17 protein-coding genes are annotated in these 22,353 nt (G+C 56.8%); 13 read left to right on the forward strand and 4 right to left on the reverse strand.

Annotated features, from left to right (window positions below; genetic code table 11):
* Positions 1-116: 116 nt before the first annotated feature.
* The 11 genes from gyrA to P4L78_RS02930 all read left to right on the forward strand — a co-directional run bounded on the left by gyrA (position 117) and on the right by P4L78_RS02930 (position 13,079).
* The gene (gene gyrA, locus P4L78_RS02880; protein WP_309326888.1) at positions 117-2,750 is read left to right on the forward strand and encodes a DNA gyrase subunit A; all 2,634 of its coding nucleotides are present in this window, start codon (positions 117-119) and stop codon (positions 2,748-2,750) included.
* 144 nt (positions 2,751-2,894) lie between these two features.
* On the forward strand, positions 2,895-3,386 hold the full coding sequence (locus tag P4L78_RS02885; RefSeq protein ID WP_283148669.1) for a PaaI family thioesterase: 492 nt from the start codon (positions 2,895-2,897) through the stop codon (positions 3,384-3,386).
* A complete protein-coding gene (locus tag P4L78_RS02890; RefSeq protein WP_283148670.1) occupies positions 3,383-3,805 on the forward strand; it encodes a PaaI family thioesterase in 423 nt (140 codons plus the stop codon). Before P4L78_RS02885 ends, P4L78_RS02890 begins: the two co-directional genes overlap by 4 nt.
* A gap of 49 nt (positions 3,806-3,854) precedes the next feature.
* Positions 3,855-4,427, forward strand: a complete 573-nt coding sequence (locus P4L78_RS02895) for a DUF2059 domain-containing protein (protein WP_283148671.1) — start codon at positions 3,855-3,857, stop codon at positions 4,425-4,427.
* A gap of 46 nt (positions 4,428-4,473) precedes the next feature.
* The gene (gene serC, locus P4L78_RS02900; protein WP_309326889.1) at positions 4,474-5,556 is read left to right on the forward strand and encodes a 3-phosphoserine/phosphohydroxythreonine transaminase; all 1,083 of its coding nucleotides are present in this window, start codon (positions 4,474-4,476) and stop codon (positions 5,554-5,556) included.
* A 75-nt stretch (positions 5,557-5,631) separates the two neighbouring features.
* Entirely contained in the window at positions 5,632-6,705 is a 1,074-nt protein-coding gene (gene pheA / locus P4L78_RS02905) for a prephenate dehydratase (RefSeq protein WP_283148673.1), read from the forward strand.
* Between the two features lie 65 nt (positions 6,706-6,770).
* Positions 6,771-7,358: a TIGR00730 family Rossman fold protein gene (locus P4L78_RS02910; protein WP_309326890.1), complete on the forward strand. Its 588-nt coding sequence runs from the start codon at positions 6,771-6,773 to the stop codon at positions 7,356-7,358.
* Between the two features lie 166 nt (positions 7,359-7,524).
* The gene (gene hisC / locus P4L78_RS02915; protein WP_309326891.1) at positions 7,525-8,625 is read left to right on the forward strand and encodes a histidinol-phosphate transaminase; all 1,101 of its coding nucleotides are present in this window, start codon (positions 7,525-7,527) and stop codon (positions 8,623-8,625) included.
* Between the two features lie 278 nt (positions 8,626-8,903).
* Complete coding sequence (locus tag P4L78_RS02920) at positions 8,904-10,361, forward strand: TldD/PmbA family protein (RefSeq protein ID WP_283148676.1); 1,458 nt, start codon at positions 8,904-8,906, stop codon at positions 10,359-10,361.
* On the forward strand, positions 10,361-11,695 hold the full coding sequence (locus P4L78_RS02925) for a metallopeptidase TldD-related protein (protein WP_309326892.1): 1,335 nt from the start codon (positions 10,361-10,363) through the stop codon (positions 11,693-11,695). The genes P4L78_RS02920 and P4L78_RS02925 overlap by 1 nt, the downstream gene beginning before the upstream one ends.
* A 298-nt stretch (positions 11,696-11,993) precedes the next feature.
* The gene (locus P4L78_RS02930; protein WP_309326893.1) at positions 11,994-13,079 is read left to right on the forward strand and encodes an outer membrane beta-barrel protein; all 1,086 of its coding nucleotides are present in this window, start codon (positions 11,994-11,996) and stop codon (positions 13,077-13,079) included.
* Between the two features lie 124 nt (positions 13,080-13,203).
* On the opposite strand, the gene P4L78_RS02935 is transcribed toward P4L78_RS02930, so the two are convergent.
* Positions 13,204-14,265: an NAD(P)-dependent alcohol dehydrogenase gene (locus tag P4L78_RS02935; RefSeq protein WP_283148679.1), complete on the reverse strand. Its 1,062-nt coding sequence runs from the start codon at positions 14,263-14,265 to the stop codon at positions 13,204-13,206.
* A 199-nt stretch (positions 14,266-14,464) separates the two neighbouring features.
* Here P4L78_RS02935 and P4L78_RS02940 point away from each other — a divergent pair, with 199 nt between their 5' ends.
* Positions 14,465-15,367: an AraC family transcriptional regulator gene (locus tag P4L78_RS02940; protein WP_309326894.1), complete on the forward strand. Its 903-nt coding sequence runs from the start codon at positions 14,465-14,467 to the stop codon at positions 15,365-15,367.
* Positions 15,368-15,584: 217 nt separating this feature from the next.
* Entirely contained in the window at positions 15,585-16,172 is a 588-nt protein-coding gene (locus P4L78_RS02945; protein ID WP_283148681.1) for a hypothetical protein, read from the forward strand.
* 63 nt (positions 16,173-16,235) lie between these two features.
* Here P4L78_RS02945 and P4L78_RS02950 read toward each other — a convergent pair whose 3' ends face one another.
* The 3 genes from P4L78_RS02950 to P4L78_RS02960 form a co-directional block, all read right to left on the reverse strand.
* Positions 16,236-17,861, reverse strand: a complete 1,626-nt coding sequence (locus tag P4L78_RS02950) for a GGDEF domain-containing protein (protein ID WP_309326895.1) — start codon at positions 17,859-17,861, stop codon at positions 16,236-16,238.
* Positions 17,858-19,405, reverse strand: coding sequence for a diguanylate cyclase domain-containing protein (locus P4L78_RS02955; protein WP_283148683.1), 1,548 nt, complete (start codon positions 19,403-19,405; stop codon positions 17,858-17,860). The genes P4L78_RS02950 and P4L78_RS02955 overlap by 4 nt, the downstream gene beginning before the upstream one ends.
* Positions 19,406-19,742: 337 nt before the next feature.
* Positions 19,743-22,004: an arginine/lysine/ornithine decarboxylase gene (locus P4L78_RS02960; RefSeq protein ID WP_283148684.1), complete on the reverse strand. Its 2,262-nt coding sequence runs from the start codon at positions 22,002-22,004 to the stop codon at positions 19,743-19,745.
* Positions 22,005-22,353 lie beyond the last annotated feature (349 nt).

Genomic DNA, 22,353 nt, shown 5'->3' on the forward strand with positions numbered 1-22,353 from the left:
GCAAACCACACCATGTTAAACTCCTGCATGTTTGGCGCGCTTGTTTACAGCTGCGCGTCCCCACCTCTCTTTGATCAGGCCCTATACGGGCCGCAACGGCGGATCGATTCCGGAAGATGTCCGAACAGCAAAGCTTTGCCAAAGAAACGATTCCCGTCAGCCTTGAAGAGGAAATGCGCCGGTCCTATCTCGATTACGCGATGAGCGTGATTGTGGGCCGTGCATTACCTGATGTGCGTGACGGCCTTAAACCCGTGCATCGTCGTATTTTGTTTGCGATGCATGAAAGCAACAACGTGTGGAACCGCGCTTATGTGAAGTGCGCCCGTGTGATCGGTAACGTACTGGGTAAATACCACCCGCACGGTGACTCGGCCGCATACGAAGCACTGGTACGGATGGCGCAGAGTTTCTCCTTGCGTTACACCTTGATCGATGGCCAGGGTAACTTCGGCTCAATTGATGGCGATGCTGCTGCCGCTTACCGTTATACGGAATGCCGTCTGGCACGCATCTCCAGCGAGTTGCTGGCCGATATCGACAAAGAAACCGTTGATTTCGCGCCTAACTACGATGAAAAAGAGCAGGAACCCACAGTTCTGCCTACCCGTATTCCCAATTTGCTTATCAATGGCTCATCGGGTATTGCGGTCGGTATGGCCACCAATATTCCGCCGCACAACCTGGGCGAAGTCATTGATGCTGCCCTGGCTTTGTTGCAGAACGGCGAGTTGACCGTTGATGAATTGATCGATTTCATCCCCGCCCCGGATTTTCCTACCGCCGGTATTATTTACGGTGTAGCCGGCGTGCGCGAAGGTTATCGCACCGGTCGTGGCCGCGTGTTGATGCGTGCCCGTACCCACTTTGAAGACATCGTCCGCAGCGCTGATCGCCAAGCCATCATTGTTGATGAATTGCCGTATCAAGTGAACAAGGCCCGTCTGCTGGAGCGAATCGGCGATCTGGTGCGTGCCAAGCTCATTGAAGGCATCTCGGAAATCCGTGACGAGTCGGACAAGTCTGGCATGCGCGTGGTGATTGAGCTCAAGCGTGGTGAAGTGCCAGACGTTGTGCTCAACAATCTGTACAAGCAGACCCAGTTGCAAGACAGCTTCGGGATCAACATGGTGGCACTGGTCGATGGCCAGCCACGTCTGTTGAACCTCAAGCAGGTGCTGGAAAGCTTCCTCAAGCATCGCCGTGAAGTCGTTACCCGTCGCACCGTATTCGAACTGCGTAAGGCACGCGAACGCGGGCACCTTCTGGAAGGTCTGGCGGTTGCGTTGTCCAATGTCGATGAAATCATCGCGTTGATCAAGGCGGCACCGGCACCTGCTGAAGCCAAAGTGGCGTTGATGGATCGCACCTGGCGCTCTGCGCTGGTTGAGGACATGTTGGCGCGTACCGACGTCAGCGCCTCGCGTCCGGATGGCTTGGGTGAAGGCTTCGGCTTGGGTCGCGACGGCTATCGTCTGTCTGACGCACAAGCGCAAGCGATTCTGGAACTGCGTCTGCAACGCCTGACGGGTCTGGAACAAGACAAGATTGTCACTGAATATAAAGACGTCATGGAGAAGATCCTTGACCTGCTGGATATTCTGGCGCGGCCGGAACGCGTTACCCAGATCATCACCGATGAAATGCTGGAAGTTCGCGCGCAATACGCTGACGTTCGCCGCTCGGAAATCGTCGCGCACGCTGAAGACATCAATCTGGAAGACCTGATCACACCGCAAGACATGGTTGTGACCCTGACTCATGGCGGTTACATGAAGGCCACACCAGCGGAAGAATATCGGGCCCAGCGTCGCGGCGGTCGTGGCAAGCAAGCCGCAGCAACCAAAGAAGATGACTTCATCGATAATTTGTTCGTGGCTAACACGCACGATTACATCCTGAGCTTCTCTTCGCGCGGTCGGGTTTACTGGCTCAAGGTTTACGAAGTGCCGCAAGGTGGTCGTAACAGCCGTGGCAAGCCGATCAACAATCTGCTGCCGCTGGAAGATGGCGAAAAGATCAACGCCATTCTGCCGGTCAAGGTATTCAGCGAAGACCAATTCGTGTTCATGGCAACCGCTGACGGTACCGTCAAAAAGACCTCGTTGACCGATTTCTCGCGGCCAATGAAGCGCGGCATTATCGCCATTAACCTGGATGAAGGTAACAACCTGATTGGTGTGGCGCTCACTTCCGGTAGCGACCAGATCATGATGTTCTCGGATGCCGGTAAATCGGTGCGCTTCTCGGAGACCGATGTGCGGGTTATGGGCCGTACCGCAGCCGGTGTGCGCGGCATGATGCTGGGCGAAGGCCAGAGCGTTATCTCGCTGCTGGTGGCTAACGATGATCAACAACAAGTGCTGACTGCCACCGAAAATGGTTACGGCAAGCGCACTCCGGTTGGCGATTACCGTTTGACCAGTCGTGGCACTCAGGGCGTGATCGCCATTGATACCGGCGATCGCAACGGCAAGCTGGTTGCCGCTACGCTGGTAGAAGAATCCGATGACGTCATGCTGATTACCACCGGCGGCGTGCTGATCCGGACCAAGGTTGCGGAAATTCGCGAAACCGGTCGTGCCGCACAAGGCGTGCGCCTGATCAATCTGGACGATGGCGAAGCGCTGTCTGGCCTGGAAAAAGTGGTCGAGACAGATTCTGAAGAAGGCGAAGATGCGCTGGATGCAGAAGAGGGTGCAGCACCTGAAGCTGGCGCCGCAGATGTAACGCCGGACGACCAGCAGTAAACAGTCAGTAAACAGTAAAGAGCAGGAAATGGGCCGGGCACCTGTTGGCTTGAGCAAACAGGTGCCCGCTCAGATATGTAAGTAGAATTCAAAGCATCAATAATATAATCAGAATAACCAGTCAGTTTCCCTGGAGTGGCTTGCATGAACGGCTTGTGGCTGCCGGTCGAAGAACCGGTGTTTTTTGATCAGTTACAGCAGTGGTTCATGAACTTGCCACACTGCCGCATGCTGGGTATGGAATTTGCCAATGCCGAGCGTGGCCGCATTACCCTCAAATTGCCCTTCAGTGAAAAGCTGATTGGTAATCCGGATACCCGGGTTATCCACGGCGGTGTAGTGACCTCCCTGATTGATACCGCCAGTGGCACTGCCATCTATTCCTTGTTGTCGGCACCTGAACCGGTGGCGACGCTTGATCTGCGCATTGATTATCTGCGCCCGGCCCGGCCGGATCTGCCCGTTTATTGCACTGCCGAGTGCTATCGCCTGACCGATCACGTCGCCTTTACCCGCGCCACAGCGTATCAGGAAGATCCGGAAAAACCGGTTGCCCACGGCGTGGCCACATTTGCGCGCGGCATGGAGCCCAAGGGTAGTGCCGGAATCAACGCCACTCATGGAGCGAAAGCATGAGTTCGCTCGCCAATATCCAGACCATTGACGATTTATCTGTGGCCATTGCTGCCATTCCTTATGCCACTTTGCTTGGCATCAGGGTGCGCGAAGAAGCGGGCGAGCCTTTGTTTTACCTGCCATTTCAGGACCACAACATCGGCAACACAATCCTGCCAGCACTGCATGGTGGCGTGATTGGCGGCTTTCTGGAAAATGCCGCGGTGCTGCATTTGATGTGGCAGCGCGAAGGCGAAGGCATTCCTCGCGTCATCGATTTTTCTATCGATTACCTGCGCAGTGGCCGTGCGCAAGAACTCTATTGCCATTGCGAGATCGTGCGTCAGGGCAAGCGTATCGCCAACGTGCTGATGACTGCCTGGCAGGATGACCGGGCCAAGCCGGTAGCACAGGCACGCGCGCACTTCTTGCTCGCTTGAACATACATTTACCTTTGTCTTCCCCGGCGCCAAGCCATCCGGAGAAATCATGATTCGTCGCTGGTTTGCCTTGATTGCGCTGCTGTCAGGCATGTTCTGGCTGCCAACCGCCGTTGCAGATGCGCCGGACCCTGAAAAAACGGCAGTCCTTCAATCTTTGCTGCAGCATTTAAATGTGAGCCAGCAGCTTAAAGAGAGCCGCAAAACGGCGGTGCGCCAGACGCTGGACCAGTATGTGCAGTCTATGCGTACCCAAGTCATATTGGCCGGATATACTGATGAACAACGGGCAAAAGTGAATGCTGCAATGGCGGATTTTCCGGCACAGATCCAGCCCGTCATTGAGCAATTTGTTGCTGACGCAATGCCCGAAGATCTGGTGCGCCAAAGGCTGGTGCAGGTTTATTCCGATAATTTCACGCTGGATGAGCTCAAAGAACTGGACCGGTTCTACAGCACACCCGCGGGCCAGAAAGAGTATCGGCTGACGCCACAGCTGGCGAGCGATATGATGGCAGGCTTCAAAGAGCGCATTCAAAAGTTGGTGCCGAACTACAGTCACACCATCAACGAAAAATCCCGGCAGTTTCTGCATACCGCCTGCGGTTGTAATATCCCCTGACGTGCCGAGTCACGTGGTTAAATTTTTTTTGCCAGCAAGGATCACCATGACCCAAGTCTATAATTTCAGCTCCGGCCCCGCGGTTCTGCCGCGTGATGTGTTACTGACCGTTCAAGCGGAATTAACCGATTGGCATGGCTCCGGCATGTGCGTCATGGAAATGAGCCATCGCGGCAAAGAATTTACCCAGATCATCCATGAAGCCGAGGCGGATTTTCGCAAGCTGCTGAACATCCCTGCCAACTACAAAGTGCTGTTTATCCAGGGTGGCGCGCACTTCAATTTCAGCATGATCCCATTGAATCTGGCGACTGAAACCAGTGTGGTGGATTACGTGGATACCGGTCACTGGTCGCGCATTGCCATTAAAGAAGCGCGGCGCTATGCCAATGTAAACATCGCGGCATCCAACGAAGACCGGCATGGCTCGTACGTGCCGGACGAAGCGGGCTGGAAGCGCAGCGACAATGCTGCATATCTGCATTACTGCTCCAACGAAACCATTGGCGGTGTCGAGTTTCCGTTTGTGCCAGAGAGTGGTGATACGCCGCTGGTGTGCGATATGTCGTCCAATATCCTGTCGCGCACACTGGATGTCAGCAAGTTCGGGTTGATCTACGCCGGTGCGCAAAAAAATATCGGCCCGTCGGGCCTGAATCTGGTGATCGTGCGCGAAGACTTGCTGGGCAATGCCCGCGTTGGGACGCCGACCATGCTGGATTACCAGGTGCACGCTGCGGCCGATTCGCTCTACAACACGCCGCCTACTTTTGGTATTTACGTCGCTGGCCTGGTGTTCAAGTGGCTGCTGGCCAATGGCGGTGTGCCGGCCATGGAAGCGCGCAATATCGAGAAGGCTTCACTGCTTTATGAGACGATCGACGCTTCCAGCGGTTTTTACAATTGCCCGATCGAGCGTCCGTTCCGTTCGCGCATGAATGTGCCGTTCCGGCTGGCCGATGAAGCGCTGGATGACGCTTTCCTTGAAGCCGCCCAGGCGCATGGTTTACTGCAGCTCAAGGGCCATCGTTCGGTCGGTGGCATGCGGGCTTCGATCTACAACGCCATGCCGCTGGAAGGCGTGCGGGTACTGAGCGAGTTCATGCGCGATTTTGCGCGCGGCCATTAAGTTGCCAGCGGACGTCATCGGTGGCGTCCGCCCAAAAAACCAAGATAAGACCCATTGTTTGCCACAGGAGAGGGCATGTCCGACGAGCTGCTAAAAGTGCACCGTGATGCCATTGATAGCATTGATGCCGAAATTCTCAAGCTGCTGAACCAGCGCGCCGAGCACGCCCGGACCATTGGAGAAATCAAGGGTGGCGGCGTGGTATATCGGCCCGAACGCGAAGCGCAGGTGCTGGCACGTATCAAAACTCTGAACCCGGGACCGTTGTCGGACGAAGCCGCCGCCAAGCTGTTCCGGGAAGTGATGTCCGCCTGCCTGGCGCTGGAACGCCCGCTGACCATTGCTTATCTGGGTCCGGAAGGCACTTTCAGCCAGGCTGCGTCGATCAAGCACTTTGGTCACGCTGCGCATACGCAGGCCTGTGGCTCTATTGATGAAGCATTCCGCGTGGTTGAAGCCGGTTCGGCCGATTACGTCGTGGCGCCGGTTGAGAACTCCACCGAAGGCGCTGTGGGCCGCACGCTGGATTTGATGGTGACATCGCCACTCAATATCTGCGGTGAAGTCGTGCTGCGCATTCACCATCATCTGCTGCGTAAGGGTGAGGGTGTTGCAGGCATTTTGCGTGTGTACTCGCATGCGCAGAGCCTGGCGCAGTGTCACGAGTGGCTGAACAAGAATCTGCCGGCAGGCGTCGAACGCATTTCCGTATCCAGTAATGCCGAAGCCGCACGCCTGGCTAGCAAAGAGCCCAATAGTGCGGCGATTGCTGGCGATGCCGCTGCCGAACGTTTTGGCCTGACCAAGCTGGCCGAGAATATCGAAGACGAACCCAACAACACCACGCGTTTCCTGGTGCTGGGCGCGCAACAAACCGGGCCGTCCGGGCGTGACCGCACCTCGCTGGTGGTGTCGGCACCGAACCGCCCGGGCGCTCTGGCCTCGCTGGTGGAACCATTGGCGAGCAATGGCGTGTCGATGAGCAAGTTTGAGTCGCGCCCCAGCCGCACTGGTTTGTGGGAGTACGTGTTCTTTGTGGATATTGAAGGCCATGTGTCCGACGCCAAAGTGGCAACAGCGCTGGAAGGGCTGCGCAATGTGGCGGCCTTTGTCAAAGTGCTGGGGTCGTATCCGCAAGCCGTGATTTAACCCGCAGCTGTGGTCACATCAATCGAGCGTGACCACGGTTCCCAGTAGTCCGGAGTAATCCTGCAATGAAATCCGTTGTTGTATTTTGTGGCTCGCGCCACGGCGAGCGCCCCGAATATGCTGCTGCCGCGCGCGAACTGGGTCAGTTGCTGGCGCAGCGCGAGCTGACGCTGGTTTATGGCGGCGGTCGCGTGGGCTTGATGGGCGTTATGGCCCAAGCTGCCCTGGAAGCGGGCGGCAAAGTGATCGGCGTGATTCCGGAATTCATGCAAGAGCGTGAGCTTGGCCTGACTGAGTGCACCGAGTTGATCGTGGTGGATTCCATGCATACTCGCAAAGCGCGCATGGCAGAGCTGGCCGATGCCTTTGTCGCCATGGCTGGCGGCTTTGGCACCTTTGACGAATTGTTCGAGATTCTGACCTGGGGCCAGATTGGCATTCACGGCAAGCCCGTTGGCGTGCTTAACACCGCTGGCTATTACGACGGAATGCGCCAGTTTCTGGATGCTACGATGACCGAAGGTTTTGTACGCGAATCCGAGTTGGCCAAGCTGCAATTCGCCGATACACCCGCCGCCTTGCTGGATCAACTGGCCGCCACGCCGCTGCTGCCAGCGCGTTGGGCCAAAGCCGACCTCTTCAGCAAAACCTGAGCGGATTTACCGCAGTGCCCCAGGGTCAGGTTCTGGATTGATTGTTCGCCTGCCTCTGACTTCTGCCACGATGCACGCCTGTGTTAGTCTCGATTTTTATCTCGATTGCCATTTCTTTCCGCATGATTGAATGGCGCTTCCGAAATCCTGTTGTGGTGAGTTCCGAATGTCTCTGCGCGATCTAGCCCCCGAATACGTCCGTGCAATTGCACCTTATCAACCCGGCAAGCCGATTGGCGAGCTGGCCCGGGAAATGGGTTTGAACCCGGACGATATCGTCAAACTGGCCTCCAATGAAAACCCGCTGGGTTTGAGCCCGAAAGCCAAGGCGGCCATGGAGCGCGAGATTGCCGAACTGGCCCGCTATCCGGATGGCAATGGCTTTGATCTGAAAGCCAAAATCGCGCAGAAGTACGGCCTGGAACTGAACCAGATCGTTTTGGGCAACGGTTCCAATGACATTCTGGAACTGGTTTCGCACGCTTTCCTCACCACCAGTGATTCGGCGGTGTATTCGCAATACAGCTTTGCGGTGTACGCGCTGGCTACCCAGGCCGTTGGTGCTGAGCAAATTGAAGTGCGCGCCGTGGATTATGGCCATGACCTGACCGCCATGCGCGCCGCCATCAAGCCCAATACCAAAGTGGTATGGATTGCCAATCCGAACAATCCGACCGGCACACTGGCGCGCCCTGGCGATCTGGTCGAGTTTCTGGAGTCATGTCCCGCCAATGTGCTGGTGGTGCTGGACGAGGCCTACACCGAATATCTGGCGCCAGAAAAGCGCCTGGATACGCTGGCCTGGGTGAAGCGCTTTCCCAATATCATTGTGGTTCGCACTTTCTCCAAAGCCTATAGCTTGGCGGGTTTGCGTGTCGGCTTCGCCATAACCAGTGCTGAAGTGGCCGATATCCTCAATCGGGTGCGTCAGCCGTTTAACGTGAATAGCCTGGCGCAAGCCGCTGCCTGCGCCGCGCTGGATGACGTCGAATTCCTGAACGAATCGCGCCGCGTTAACGACGCGGGCATGAAACAACTGACGGATGCCTTTACCCGCCTTGGCCTGCCGTTTATTCCAAGCTATGGCAACTTCGTGACCTTTCACTGCGGTGACGCGGCAGCGCTCAACCAGTTCTTGTTGCGCAAAGGCGTGATCGTGCGACCAATTGCCGGGTACGGTTTGCCAGACAGCCTGCGGGTGTCGATTGGTTTGCCAGATGAGAACGCACGCTTTATTGCGGCGCTGGAAGAAGCGCTGGGCGACTGATCTGGTGGATTTTCATCTTGGCACGGTACTGAAAAGCCCGGTTCATACCGGGCTTTTTTGCGACCTTCTCGCAAATCAGCGCTGGGTTTACGCAACAAATGCCGACCGCACTGGCTGGCGTGAAAAGGCTGTTTTACCATCTTCTTCCCGAGGATGATCATCCTTGTCGTTTGCCCGGTTTGCTCTCTGAAGATACGCAGGTCAGCCCCGCTGAGTTGCGCCGACCCACCCGCATTGGCGAGCGGCCACAAGCCGTTTGCAGGATGAATGTCACCATCATGTTCAAACCCCTTATTCAGCGCTTCAGGGCGCTAGAAGCCAGCGTCGATTTTTGCTCGCTGCGCCTCGTTGAAGAGCAATCAGAAAGCCTCGCGGTACGCCAGAGCGTGCCGCAACCGATTGAGCGGCGCACTGAACGCGGCGCGATGATCACCGTGATCCATCGCGGTGGTTACGGTTATGCTGCCACTGCCGATTTGTCGCAAAGTGGCCTGGCTGCCGCGTTTGAGCGGGCCAAAGCCTGGGCGCAAGCCACGGCCGGGCGCTCGGTCTTCGACTACTCCAAAGCTGCGCTGACTCATCCCGTGGGCCAATATCACGGCCCGGCCGCTGCAGCCGAACTCGACTGGGACCGCAAAATTTTGATGGATTTGCTGATGAGCGAATCCGAAGCCTGTCGGCTGGATGAACGCATCGTCGATTGGGGCGTGAATCTGGACCGGCTGGACGTGCGCCAGTTGTATTTGACTTCAGGTGGCGGCGAAGTCGAGCAATCGTTTCGCGCTTTGATTCCGGCGTTGTCGGCCACGGCCTATGCCGATGGCGATTCACAAACGCGCAGTCTGGGTGGCCAGTACAACGGTTATTGCCGTCAGGGCGGCCTCGAAGTAATTGATCAGTCCGGTTTGCGCGGTGCCGGTCGGCGCGTGGCGGATGAAGCGCTGCAATTGCTGACCGCGCCCAATTGCCCGTCGGGCAAGCAAGACTTGCTGCTGATGCCATCGCAAATGATGCTGCAGATTCACGAGAGCATTGGCCATCCACTGGAGCTTGATCGCATTCTGGGTGACGAGCGCAATTACGCCGGGACCAGCTTTGTGTCGCTGGATATGTTCGGCAATTACCAATACGGTTCGCCGTTGCTGAACGTCACTTACGACCCGAGCCGCAGCAATGAATTTGCCGCTTATGGTTGGGATGACGATGGCACGCCTGCCGAGAAAACCTTCCTGATCCGCAACGGTCAACTGGAGCACCCTTTGGGTGGCACCATTTCGCAAGCGCGGGCGGGTGAGCGCGGGCTGGATCTGGGCGGAGTTGCGAATAGCCGCGCCTGCAATTGGAACCGTGCGCCGATCGACCGCATGGCCAATCTGAATATCGAAGCTGGTGACCAGACGCTGGAACAACTCGTCGCCGGGATTGAGCATGGCGTGCTGATGGACACCAATGTGTCATGGTCAATTGATGACTCGCGCAATAAATTCCAGTTCAGTTGCGAATGGGGCCGTGTGATCGAAAACGGCGAACTCAAAGGCGTGGTCAAAAACCCGGGCTACCGTGGGATTTCCGCCACCTTCTGGCGCTCACTCAAAGCCGTTGGCAATCAAGGCACCGACGACGTTATGGGCACGCCATATTGCGGCAAAGGCGAGCCGAATCAGGTTATTCGTGTTGGGCATGCTTCACCCGCTTGCGTGTTTGGCGATGTCGAAGTCTTCGGGGGAGAGGTGTAATGAGCATGCATCAAGACAACCGTCAGCATTTTTATGCGCTGGCCGACCAGGTTACCAGCCAGTTGCACGCTGGCGAGGGCTTTACGCTGTGGCTGCAAGGCGAAACTTCGGATTTCGTGCGCTTTAATCGCGGGCTGGTGCGCCAGGCGGGGCAAGTAGCGCAGGTCTATCTGACTATTCGCCTGGTGCAGGGACAAAAGCATATCTCGCAGCGCGTGGTGCTGACTGGGCAGGCTGAAGATGCGGAACAGGTATCCGCCGTGTTGCTAGACCTGCGTGCCGCACTGGTTGATGCCGCCCAAGACCCGCACCTGCTGCTGGCCGAAACCGTCAATTCCACCGAATCGATCCAGCCCAATCAATTGCCGCCGACCGAACAAATCGTTGAAGATATCATCGCCGCAGCGGCAGGCAGTGACGTGGTTGGCATTCTGGCAGCGGGTCCGGTGTTCTTTGGCTTTGCCAACCATTATGGTCAGCGCAACTGGCACGAAACCGCGAGCTGGAATTTTGACTGGAGCCTGTATTCGCACGGCGATAAAGCAGTGAAACGCGGTGGCGCCGGATTCGTATGGAATGCTGCAGCAATCCGCGCCAACATTGCCGCTGCGCGTACGCAAGCCGAATTGTTAAGCCGCCCGGCTCATTCGCTGGCCCCTGGCGGTTATCGCGCCTACCTGACGCCATCCGCTCTGGGTGAGATTGCTGCACTACTTAATTGGGGCGGTTTCTCTGAAAAGAGCCTGCGCACCAAGCGTAGTTCGCTGTTAAAGCTGGCAGAAGGCGCTGCGTTCTCCCCAAGCGTATCGATGGCGGATGACTCGGCTGGCGGGCTGGAGCCTTCGTTCCAGCAAGAGGGCTTTATCAAACCTGCGCGCATCCCTTTGGTGGCAGAAGGGCGCCTGGCAGGCAGTCTGGTGAGCCCGCGGACCGCGCGCGAATACGACATTCCCAGCAATGGCGCCAGCGCACAGGAAGGTTCCGAATCGTTCAGTATGGCTGGCGGTGACTTGCCACAAGCGGACGCGCTCAAAGCGCTGGGCACCGGCTTATACATCAGCAATCTGTGGTATCTCAATTTCTCTGACCGGCCGGCAGCGCGGATTACCGGCATGACGCGGTTTGCGTGTTTCTGGGTGGAAAACGGCGAAATCGTGGCACCACTGAACGTCATGCGTTTTGATGATTCTCTCTACCGGATTTTCGGTAGCGAACTGGAAGCACTCACCCGCGAGACCGAGTTCCTGGCTGATGCTGGTAGTTACGGTCACCGCAGCAGCGCCAGCCAGCGCTTGCCAGGTTTGCTGTTAAAGGATTTGAAGCTGGTGTTGTAAATCGTTTGCTGTCGCACAACGCGTTTGTCACGGCCCCACTTTTTCAGGTGGGGCTTTTTTTTGCAAGGCGATAGGTCATGTCAGCCCGCAGATGACCAGAAGCACACTTTTCAGATTCAAATTAAGCCGTTTCCTATATTGCCTCTCCAGCTGCCCCGGTATTGTCCGCAGCGTTCGCTAAAGAACTCGCCTGCCCTGCGCCAAGTAACAAGAGCCAATTGGCATCAGTTGAAATTCCGGACCGACATTTCGGCAGCATCAGGGGCAGTCTTCAAGCCACAGGGAAAGGAACAAGAAAATGAAAATCAAACGGATATGTATTGCTCTGGCGGTTATGTCAGGGATTAGCAGCGTGCACGCCTTGGCCAATGGCGAATTTGACGGCCCATTTGTCGGCGGCAAGATTGGCGGCAACCGCAGTAGCGCCGATGGCAAACCTTATTCCGGTTCTGTCGATTCCACTCTTGCAGCAGGGCTTGAGGCTGGCTACAACTGGCAACTGGACAGCGCGCTGATCGGCTTGAGCGCTACGTATGACTTTGTGGATAGCCACAATGCGGACCATGATAACGGCAGCCGTCGTCGTAACAACTACAACAGCAAGTACGGTAGCAATGGCGGTAGCCTCGATCTGAAACTGGGTGTGCCCATCGAAAATTGGCTGCCGTATGTCAAGGTTGGCTATGGCTACGTCAGCGGCACTGATGCCCTTGATCATCTAGGCGCTGGTGCGTTTCATGGTGGCGCTGGCGTTGAATACAAACTGGCACCCAACTGGGGTCTGGCGGGCGAGTGGACAACAACTCGCCCGACTGATCATGACCAGAAACTGCGCAACAACACCCTCACATTGAACCTGAACTACTACTTTGGTGGCGCCGCGCCAGCCCCGATAGTAGCTCCCGTGGCACCAAGGCCTGAGCCGGTTGTTGCACCTAAACCGGTCGTTCAAGAAGCTCCGGTGCCGGCTACGGAGGTGGTGAGCAAGCGCTTCTCACTCAAGTCTGATGTGCTGTTCGAGTACAACAAAGCGGTGCTGAAACCTGCCGGTAAAGATGCGCTTAATGCGATGTTTAGCCAGGTTGCGCAGATGGATGTGAAGCAAGCCCAGATGGCAGTGACGGGCTATACCGACCGCTTGGGCTCTGACAAGTACAACCTTGATCTGGGCAAGCGTCGCGCGGTAGCCGTGGCGAATTACCTGATAGGCAAGGGTGTGCCGCAAGGTGGCATGCAGGCGCTGAGCCAAGGCAAGGCGAATCCGGTCACAGGCAATAGCTGCGACAAGATCAAGAACCGCAAGAAACTGATTGAGTGCCTGGCGCCTGATCGTCGCGTGGAGATTGATGTGAGTGGTTTGCATGAAGTGCAGCAAGTGCACTGATACCACTGGTGAGCTGGCTCATCAGATGCAAGTGACAAGAAACCCCGGTACATCCGGGGTTTCTTTTTTTGATAGGCGTGAGCTAATGTGCACGTGCCTACCGGCTTGCATAACGACGTGGCGCTTAGAAATCGCGTTGCAAAGACGCCATATCTATCACGAAGCGGTACTTCACGTCGCTTTTAAGCATGCGCTCGTAGGCGTCGTTGATGTTCTGGATGTCGATGACTTCAATATCGCTAACGATGCCATGTTCCGCGCAGAAATCCATCATTTCCTGGGTTTCTGCAATGCCGCCGATGCACGAACCGGCCACCTGACGACGACCCAATACCAGCGGCACGGTTTGCAGTACCGGTTCCACCGGGCCCAGAAGGCCGACCAGTACCAGCGTGCCATCGCGCTTGAGCGTGTTGGTGTACGGGTTCAGATCGTGCGAGTACGGCACGGTATCCAGAATGAAACTGAAGCTATTGGCCACGGCCTCCATCTGGGCTTGATCGGTGGAGAGCACCACATGATCGGCACCAAGGCGACGGGCTTCGGCTTCTTTGCCGGGCGAGCGGGTAAACAGCGTGACTTCTGCACCCATCGCTTTGGCAAACTTCAGACCCATATGACCCAGACCGCCCAAGCCAATCACTGCCACTTTATCGCCCTTGCCGACTTTCCAGTGTTTGAGCGGCGAGTAAGTGGTAATGCCGGCGCACAACAGCGGGGCGGCGGCTTTCGGGTCGATCTTGTCGGAAACGCGCACCACGAATTTGTCCGAAACCACGATACGTTCCGAGTAGCCACCAAAGGTTGGCAAGCCATCGTGACGATCCAGGCCGTTGTAAGTCGGCGTCGGGTATTTCTCGCAATATTGCTCCAGCCCTTCGGCACATGAGGCGCAATGTTGGCAGGAATCCACCAGGCAACCGACGCCGACCAGATCGCCCGCCTTGAAGTTGGAGACGCTACCGCCCACGCTGCTGACGCGGCCAATGATTTCGTGGCCAGGCACCATCGGGTAAATCGAGTTGTGCCAGTCGTTACGGGCTTGGTGCAGGTCCGAGTGGCAAACGCCGCAGTAGAGAATGTCGATGACTACGTCATTGGCGCGTGGGTCACGGCGGGTGACCAGTGCCGGGCCCAGCGTGGCCGTTGCGGATGGGGTGGAATAGCTGCGAATGTTCAAAGCCATGATGTTCTCCGGTTATGTTGCAGTTCGCCTGGCCGGTAGGCCGGGGAATTGGTAGCCATTATTGAAGAGTGCGCCGCTCTCTTGAAGACCCGTTTCTGCGGAACACTTGCCTGATTCTGCTGATTCACACCTCGAGCCCTGTCAAACCAGCCCTTACGCTGATACATTTCTCCAGCACCCACCGTTATATAGCCCAATCATGACTACTTCTGTATTGCCTGTGAATGCCGAACTCTCCCGCTTGATCCTGCAATTGCAGCCGCGGCCGGGTGTGACTGACACCAGCGTGCCGGGCGTGACGCTCATGCGCGTGGATGAAGATACGGCGCGTATCCCGGTGTTTTATGAGCCGGGGATTTTTGTTATCGCCCAAGGCCGCAAGATGGGTTATCTGGGCGAGCACAACTGGCAGTATGACGCGGCCAATTATCTGGTGATGTCGGTGCCTTTACCGTTTGAATGTGAGACCCGTGTTCATGGGAAAGAGCCGTTTCTGGGTATCAAAGTGCCGGTTGATGCCGGTCTGTTGCGCGAGTTGTTACTGCAGATTGAAACGCTGCCGGATGCTGGTCCGAGTGACGTGGGTGCGACTATTCCAATGGCTTCGGTTGCTCAGGGTGACACACTCAACGACGCCGTCTTGCGCTTGACTCGCTGCCTGCAAAATCCTTTGGAAAGTCACGTGCTAGGCCCGCAACTGGTCCGGGAAATTGTGTTTCGCGCCTTGCTGGGCGGGCAGGGCACCGCGTTGCGGGCGGTGGTCGGGCGACAGGGTAACTTCAGTCGCATGGCGCGGGCTTTGCGGCGTATTCATACCGAATATGCGTCCGAGCTGGATATCGAGACGCTGGCGCAAGAGGCCAATATGAGCGTGTCGGCGTTCCATCACAACTTCAAGGAAATGACGTTTACCTCGCCTTTGCAGTATCTGAAGCGCATCCGTTTACACAAGGCATGGATGCTGATGCTGCAGGATGGCGTGAGCGTCAGCGTTGCGGCCAACCGTGTCGGCTACGAAAGCCCTTCGCAGTTCAGTCGAGAGTTCAAACGCTGTTTTGGCCGCAGCCCGGTGGCAGAAATCGGCGCGCTGCAACCTGGCTGAAAATGGTGCCGCGGGCGCGCGTATACGCGCCAGCCAGGTGGTCGGTTGACCGCTGGGGCAAGGTTTGTGAGACCTGGCACAACTTTGCACATGTGGTTACAGGATGCTGTGTATCTGCGTCAGCGAGGCTGTAATCGGTTCCGTTATTGGCTTATGCAGGCACGAAACGTCTGCGTGTAGCTAGCCGATACCAAATCGATACTCAGGAGAACACATCATGAAAAATGCATCCCGTTTACTGCTCGCCATTGCTGGTGCCGTCATTTGTGTTGGTGCTTACGCTGCCGATACGGCCACCGAAGTTCAGCGCGATACCAATCAGCAAGAACGTATTGAACAAGGCCTGCAAAATGGCTCGCTGAATACCAAGGAAGCTGGGCGGCTGGAACAGGATGAATCGCGTGTTGATCGTTCTGAAGCCAACGCCGAAAAGAACGGCAACCTCTCGGCTGCAGAAAAGAACCGCATCCAGCATCAACAGAATCAAGTGAGTCAGGCGATCAATCGCGATGAAAACAACGGCGCGCGCGGCAACCCGAATTCGGCCTCAAGCCAGCGCATGCAGGCCGATGTACAGCGCAATGTGAATCAGGATCAGCGGGTCGAGCAGGGTGTGAAGAACGGCTCACTCACCAATCGCGAAACGGGCAAGCTGGAGCGTGGACAGGCGCACGATGATCGCCTGCAAGCGCAGGCAGCACATAACGGCCACGTGAATGGGCGTGAACAGCAGCATATCCAGATGGCTGAGAATCATCAGAGCAATCGTGTCTGGAACAAAAAGCACAACGATGTAGTGCGCTAAACCAGCAGATGCGGCCGAAAAAAACGGGAGCGATCTGCTCCCGTTTTTATTTGAGGATGTGGATTAATCAGCGGCAAACACCTGGTTGCGACCACCATGTTTGGCGACATACAGAGCGGTATCGGCGCGGGCCAGCAATTCGGTGGCGGCTTCGCCCGGACGTAATTCGGCGGTGCCGATGCTGACGGTGAGATGCACATCCGGCAGCAAACCAGGCCAGGTGTGTGCCGCTACCGTGCTGCGGATGCGTTCGGCAATTTGCAACGCGCCCGGCAATTGCACGCCGGGCAGCAATAGCGTGAATTCCTCGCCGCCGTAGCGGGCGATAAATTCTTCACTGCGACACGTTGAGGTGATCAACTGCACGACGCCCTGCAGTACCTGATCACCCAGGATGTGGGTAAAGCGGTCGTTGATCTCTTTGAAGTGATCCAGATCGATCATCAAGATGCTCAGCGGCCAGCCGTCGGTGTTGGATTCATTGTGCAAACGGGCCAGACGATCTTCCAGTGCGCGTCTGTTCCAGGCACCGGTAAGGGCGTCGGTTTGGGCCACGCTGGACAAGGTCTGGATGGTTTGCTCGTGGGTTTGCACGCGTGCCAGCAGACGGTTGTTCTCGTGCCGGGCGCGTTCCAGTTCCATGCGTTGTTCCAGCCGCGCCAGACGCCGCTGTGTAGCCTGTTGCAGCTTCTGTTCGCCAAGGCGTTGCATCTGGGTTTCGAGCGCCTGATGCCAGGCCCGATGGTGATGCAGTCCCGCCTCAAAATGGTCTTGCGCTTTGTTCAGTTCATACAGTTTGCGGTGAATGCGCAGAATCAGACTGGGAGCGTTAAGCATCAACGCATGGCTCAGCGCAGTCTGCAAACGCGCCACGGCGGCGGTGCACTCACCCTGGCGCTCCAGTACATCGGCCCACGCCAGCAGGGTAATGGATTCACCCCACAACTGGCGTTGTTCGCCTTGCTGGCGACACGCACCCAGCGACTGTTCTATCCACTCCATTGCCGCAGCGAAATCGCCATTGCCGGCATGCGCCTCGGCGTAATAGGCCGCCAGCTCAATTTGCCAGACCGATCTGTCGCGCGCATTGGGTAGCGCATCGTGGGCGATTTTGAGCGAGACAAACGCACTCGGAATCTGCCTCAGCCGCAAAAAATCAGCGGCCAGGCACAAGTAGGTGGCGCAATAAATGGTCGGATCGTAAAAGGTGTGACCGTACTCAGCCGAGCGCAAATGATGCGCTTTGGCTTGTTCATAGTCGCCCAGCGCAAAATAGATTTTGCCGATGCCAAGATGGCTGCGCAAACACAACGCGGTATCGCGCGCGGCGATGGCCAGCTCCAGGCATTCCACCCAATAGCGCATGGCTACGTCAAACCGGCCCTGCAGCAACACGCTGTCGGCAGCCTGATCCAGTGCATTGGGTAAATCCTGCAGCAAGCGATGGCGGCGGGCAGATTCAATGGCCCGTTCCAGTAGTGGCGTGCCGGTTTCGACATTGCCTTGAAACATCAGCGCCAGCGCGTGATACAAGCGCGCCCGGGCCAGCGTGGATTGCATGTGAACCACCGCGGCTTCTTCGGCGACATCCAGCGCAATGCGACGGGCTTCATCGGGAGAGGTGGCAAGCAGCTCGCTCAGTTGATCCAGCTCTGCTTCCAGCAGACGCGATTGACTATGGGTGTTCATGAATGCTCGCGGACGTCGCTATCGGGTAGTCGTGCCGATACCGGGGCTTTGAGGACGCTGCGCAGCGCGGTGCGATGATCGTGCACCCGGCAGGCGCGCAAGCAGATACGCGCGGCCGGTACGTCTTGCGCTTGTCGCAGCATGATTTGCAGATCGGTCAGCAAGGCGTCAAAAATGCTCTGTTGCTGGTCGCTCGGAACAATCAGTACAAAACTGGCGGTCGAATAACGCGCCGCATGGCAAGACTTGTGCCGGGCGAACAGCGCCAGACGCTGGCCCAGCGTAGACAACACCTGGTCGCCGATGGTGAACGAATAGTGTTCACTGATCTCGTTAAGATTTTCCAGGCGCACGTTGATCAGGCTGGTAGCCTGACCGTCCAGCCGCAGCAGTTCCTGCTCCAGCGCACCGCGCTCAATCGGGCTAAGGTCGGCGCGCAGGGCCAGTCGTGCCTGGTGGGTGGCGCGCTGGGTTGCTGCCACATGCCGTTCCAGCAGCAGATCGTTTTCTTTGCGCGCCTGAATCACTTCCAGCCGTAATTGCAGATTAGCCAGGCGGTTGGGCGAGGGGCGGCAACCAGGGTCATCCAGTTGCTTCAGATAATTGAGGCGAATGGCGTGATAGGCCTCATGGGCCGCCAATGCGTCGGCGAAGTGGCCGCGCGCTTCTTCTGAGGTACATAGCACCAGATAAAGCGACTGCAGCAGGTAACCGGTATCAAACTCGCGGGCGATCTGGATGGCTTCATGCAAATCTGCCACGGCGGCGTCATAGCGCCCGCTATTGCGGTGCAATCGCGCCAGTTCTTTCAGGCATTGCACTGTCACCCACGGTGAATCGGAACTGCGCGACAGCTGCAGCGCTTCGTTCAGATCGCGCTGTGCATGCTGGCTGTTGCCGTTTTGCAAGGCGTACAAACCTTGATAAAACAGCACCTCGGCCCACCATGTCGGGTTGTTGCGGACGGTAATCAAATCTTGTGCGACTTGCAGCAGTGGCAAGGCCTGATGTGACAGATGTTGCCGCACATAGTCGCCAGCCAGTGCAATCGCACACTTGGCGATGACATCCGGGTCTTTGCTCTGGCAGGCAAAGTCATAGGCCTGGCGGCGCATGGCCAACGCGCGCGCCGAGTCTTCAATCAGTTGATAGTAATTGCCGATGCCAGCGCAGGCCATGGCGGCCAGTTCGGCCTGGCGGCTGGTCATGGAGATTTCCAGGCACGCCATCCAGGCATCCAGTGCTCCGGCGTAACGGCCCATGCCACGCTGGCATTCCGCGAGCACCCACAGGGACTGGGCGCGTTGGGCAGGCGCGTTATCCAGCAGGCGCAAGGAGCGGCGCGCAGCGATCAACCCCTGGCGATACTGGCGTCTGGCCCAGTGCACCTCAGCCTGCATGGCCCAGCCACGTGCCAGATGCGGTTGGCCATCCGGGCCGGCATGACGACGCGCACGTTTGACCAGTTCCAGCGCCCGTGTCTGGTCAGAGGCAACACAGCGTTGCGCTTCTTCAAGCAGTGCGGCGGGGTCTGGTTTTGTCACTGGTGGCGACTTCACTTCAAGGGGTTAGCGCAGTGTATATTAGAATTTACTTCCTTGCGTCAACCGACAGTCGATTTGTAGAGAATGTGGGTTTTTGCCCATAATTGGTAAAAAACAGTAAGAATTAATTTGCTGATTACAAATGAGTGACAGGAATGTCGCGATAATCGGTGACATATTCACACTGATCGAATTTCGCGTAAGCGAAAGCTGACAAATAAAAAACGCCCCGAGCTGGTCGGGGCGCTGTGTTAAACCAGGGCATTGCTGCTCCTGGTTTGTCATTTCCTGGTGCGAGTTAGCGCACTGGAATAATCAATGTATCGGGTTCAAAAATTCAGTTCACGCAATCCACGTAGTAGCTGGAAATACCGTTCTCCACGACATGCACCAGCCCGTGGATGTAGGTCTCAAAGCCCGGGAATTTCTGGTTGAATTCACGCGCGAATTTCAGGTAATCAACAATAGTCTTGTTGAAGACTTCACCTGGAATCAGCAGCGGAATGCCGGGCGGGTAGGGCGTGAGCATCACGGCGGTAATGCGGCCTTCCAGCTCATCCAGCGGCACGCGTTCAATATCGCGATGCGCCATCTTGGCAAAAGCCTTGGCAGGCTTGAGCGCTGGCACCAGATCAGACAGATACATCTCGGTAGTCAAACGAGCTACATCACGCGCTTTGTAGATGTCGTGAATCTGCTGGCACAACTCGCGCAGGCCAATGCGTTCGTACTGCGGGAATTGCTGGATGAACTCCGGCAGAATGCGCCACAGCGGCGCGTTCTTGTCGTAGTCGTCCTTGAACTGTTGCAGTGCGGTCAGCAGCGTGTTCCAGCGGCCCTTGGTAATGCCGATGGTGAACAGGATGAAGAACGAGTACAGACCAGTCTTTTCGATCACCACGCCGTGTTCGGCTAGATACTTGGAGACGATGGACGCCGGAATACCAGTTTCCGAGAAATCGCCTTCCATGTTCAGGCCCGGTGTAATGATGGTGGCCTTGATCGGATCGAGCATATTGAAGCCTTCGGCCACATCGCCAAAGCCGTGCCAACGCTCGCCTGCTTTCAACATCCACGCATCACGGTGATCCAGGCCTTCGTCGGTCAGATCATCCGGGCCCCACACACTGAACCACCACGAATCACCATATTCTTCATCGACCTTGCGCATGGCGCGGCGGAAATCCAGCGCTTCGGCCAGTGATTCTTCGACTAGTGCGGTGCCGCCAGGCGCTTCCATCATCGCCGCTGCCACGTCGCAGCTGGCGATAATCGCGTACTGCGGGCTGGTGGAGGTGTGCATCAGATACGCTTCATTGAAGATATCGCGATCCAGCTTGGTCTCTTGCGCATCCTGCACCAGAATCTGCGAGGCCTGGCTCAAGCCAGCCAGCAGTTTGTGCGTGGATTGCGTCGAGAACACCATCGATTCTTTACAACGCGGACGACCTTCGCCAATGGCGTGGTAATCGCCGTAGAAATCGTGGAACGCGGCGTGCGGCAGCCAGGCTTCATCAAAGTGCAGCGTCTCGATCTTGCCATCCAGCAAGCCTTTGATCTCTTCGACGTTGTACATGATGCCGTCGTAAGTCGATTGCGTGATGGTCAGCACGCGCGGCTTCACGTCAGGGTCGGCTTCCAGCTTTTCGCGGCAGAACGGGTTGGCGAGCATCTTTTTACGGATGTTTTCCGGCTCGAACTCGCTGCGCGGAATCGGGCCGATGATGCCGTAGTGATTACGCGTCGGCATCAGGAACACCGGCACCGCGCCAGTCATCATGATCGCGTGCAGGATCGACTTGTGGCAGTTGCGGTCCACCACCACGATATCGCCGGGAGCGACGGTGGAGTGCCACACAATCTTGTTGGAGGTCGACGTGCCATTGGTCACGAAGAACAAATGGTCGGCGTTGAAAATGCGCGCGGCATTGCGCTCGGACGCCGCTACCGGGCCGGTGTGATCCAGCAACTGGCCGAGTTCATCCACTGCGTTACACACGTCAGCACGCAGCATGTTCTCACCAAAAAACTGGTGGAACATCTGGCCAACGGGCGACTTCAGAAACGCTACGCCGCCGGAGTGACCCGGGCAATGCCAGCTGTACGAGCCGTCTTGTGCGTAATGCGTCAGCGCGCGGAAGAACGGCGGCGCCAGCGTATCCAGATACGACTTGGCTTCACGAATGATGTGGCGTGCCACGAACTCGGGCGTGTCTTCATGCATGTGAATGAAGCCATGCAGTTCACGCAGGATGTCATTCGGGATATGGCGAGCAGTGCGTGTTTCGCCATACAGATAAATTGGAATGTCCGGATTGCGGCGGCGGATTTCCGCCACAAAAGTGCGCAGACTGGTCAGCGCATGGTGCGTTTCCTCGACGCTGCCGCCGCCGAATTCCTCATCATCAATCGACAGAATAAAACCCGCAGCACGGCTTTGCTGCTGCGCGAACGAGGTCAGATCGCCATAACTGGTATAGCCGATGACATCCATGCCTTCGGTTTCGATGGCCGCAGCCAATTCACGAATACCGGAGCCGCTGGTGTTTTCAGAGCGGAAGTCTTCATCGATGATAACGAGGGGAAAATAAAATCGCATGCCAATGTCCTTCAAATAAAAACATTAGCGCTTCGGGCACGAGGCTTATAGGCGCAACAACATAAAAATGGGCGCTAGGGTTGGCAACCTGTCGATTGAAGGTTGTGCAACCCATCCTCCGCATGGCGGCGGGTGGCGAGCAGTTGGGTTGTGACCATGCAGCCGCAAAATCGTTGCAAAGTCACGCTGTCGCCGAGCCGGGGCCGGTCTGGGACGTCCTTGAAAGGCGCGTATATTAACGTGTTTTTTCGCGCTGAAAATGGCGAATTGATGAAATGTAAAACCAGGGGGATTTGTGGTGTGGTTTTTGCTGGTGTGGTTGATTGATTAAATGTTTTTGAAACATGGG

The organism is Silvimonas sp. (genome assembly GCF_031291215.1).
GTDB lineage: Bacteria > Pseudomonadota > Gammaproteobacteria > Burkholderiales > Chitinibacteraceae > Silvimonas > Silvimonas soli.

What these genes read in the sequence shown, in the direction of transcription:
- gyrA (WP_309326888.1), top strand. Translation starts at nt 117, where the DNA reads ATGTCCGAACAGCAAAGCTTTGCCAAAGAAACGATTCCCGTCAGCCTT.
- P4L78_RS02885 (WP_283148669.1), top strand. Translation starts at nt 2,895, where the DNA reads ATGAACGGCTTGTGGCTGCCGGTCGAAGAACCGGTGTTTTTTGATCAG.
- P4L78_RS02890 (WP_283148670.1), top strand. Translation starts at nt 3,383, where the DNA reads ATGAGTTCGCTCGCCAATATCCAGACCATTGACGATTTATCTGTGGCC.
- P4L78_RS02895 (WP_283148671.1), top strand. Translation starts at nt 3,855, where the DNA reads ATGATTCGTCGCTGGTTTGCCTTGATTGCGCTGCTGTCAGGCATGTTC.
- serC (WP_309326889.1), top strand. Translation starts at nt 4,474, where the DNA reads ATGACCCAAGTCTATAATTTCAGCTCCGGCCCCGCGGTTCTGCCGCGT.
- pheA (WP_283148673.1), top strand. Translation starts at nt 5,632, where the DNA reads ATGTCCGACGAGCTGCTAAAAGTGCACCGTGATGCCATTGATAGCATT.
- P4L78_RS02910 (WP_309326890.1), top strand. Translation starts at nt 6,771, where the DNA reads ATGAAATCCGTTGTTGTATTTTGTGGCTCGCGCCACGGCGAGCGCCCC.
- hisC (WP_309326891.1), top strand. Translation starts at nt 7,525, where the DNA reads ATGTCTCTGCGCGATCTAGCCCCCGAATACGTCCGTGCAATTGCACCT.
- P4L78_RS02920 (WP_283148676.1), top strand. Translation starts at nt 8,904, where the DNA reads ATGTTCAAACCCCTTATTCAGCGCTTCAGGGCGCTAGAAGCCAGCGTC.
- P4L78_RS02925 (WP_309326892.1), top strand. Translation starts at nt 10,361, where the DNA reads ATGAGCATGCATCAAGACAACCGTCAGCATTTTTATGCGCTGGCCGAC.
- P4L78_RS02930 (WP_309326893.1), top strand. Translation starts at nt 11,994, where the DNA reads ATGAAAATCAAACGGATATGTATTGCTCTGGCGGTTATGTCAGGGATT.
- P4L78_RS02935 (WP_283148679.1), bottom strand. Translation starts at nt 14,265, where the DNA reads ATGGCTTTGAACATTCGCAGCTATTCCACCCCATCCGCAACGGCCACG.
- P4L78_RS02940 (WP_309326894.1), top strand. Translation starts at nt 14,465, where the DNA reads ATGACTACTTCTGTATTGCCTGTGAATGCCGAACTCTCCCGCTTGATC.
- P4L78_RS02945 (WP_283148681.1), top strand. Translation starts at nt 15,585, where the DNA reads ATGAAAAATGCATCCCGTTTACTGCTCGCCATTGCTGGTGCCGTCATT.
- P4L78_RS02950 (WP_309326895.1), bottom strand. Translation starts at nt 17,861, where the DNA reads ATGAACACCCATAGTCAATCGCGTCTGCTGGAAGCAGAGCTGGATCAA.
- P4L78_RS02960 (WP_283148684.1), bottom strand. Translation starts at nt 22,004, where the DNA reads ATGCGATTTTATTTTCCCCTCGTTATCATCGATGAAGACTTCCGCTCT.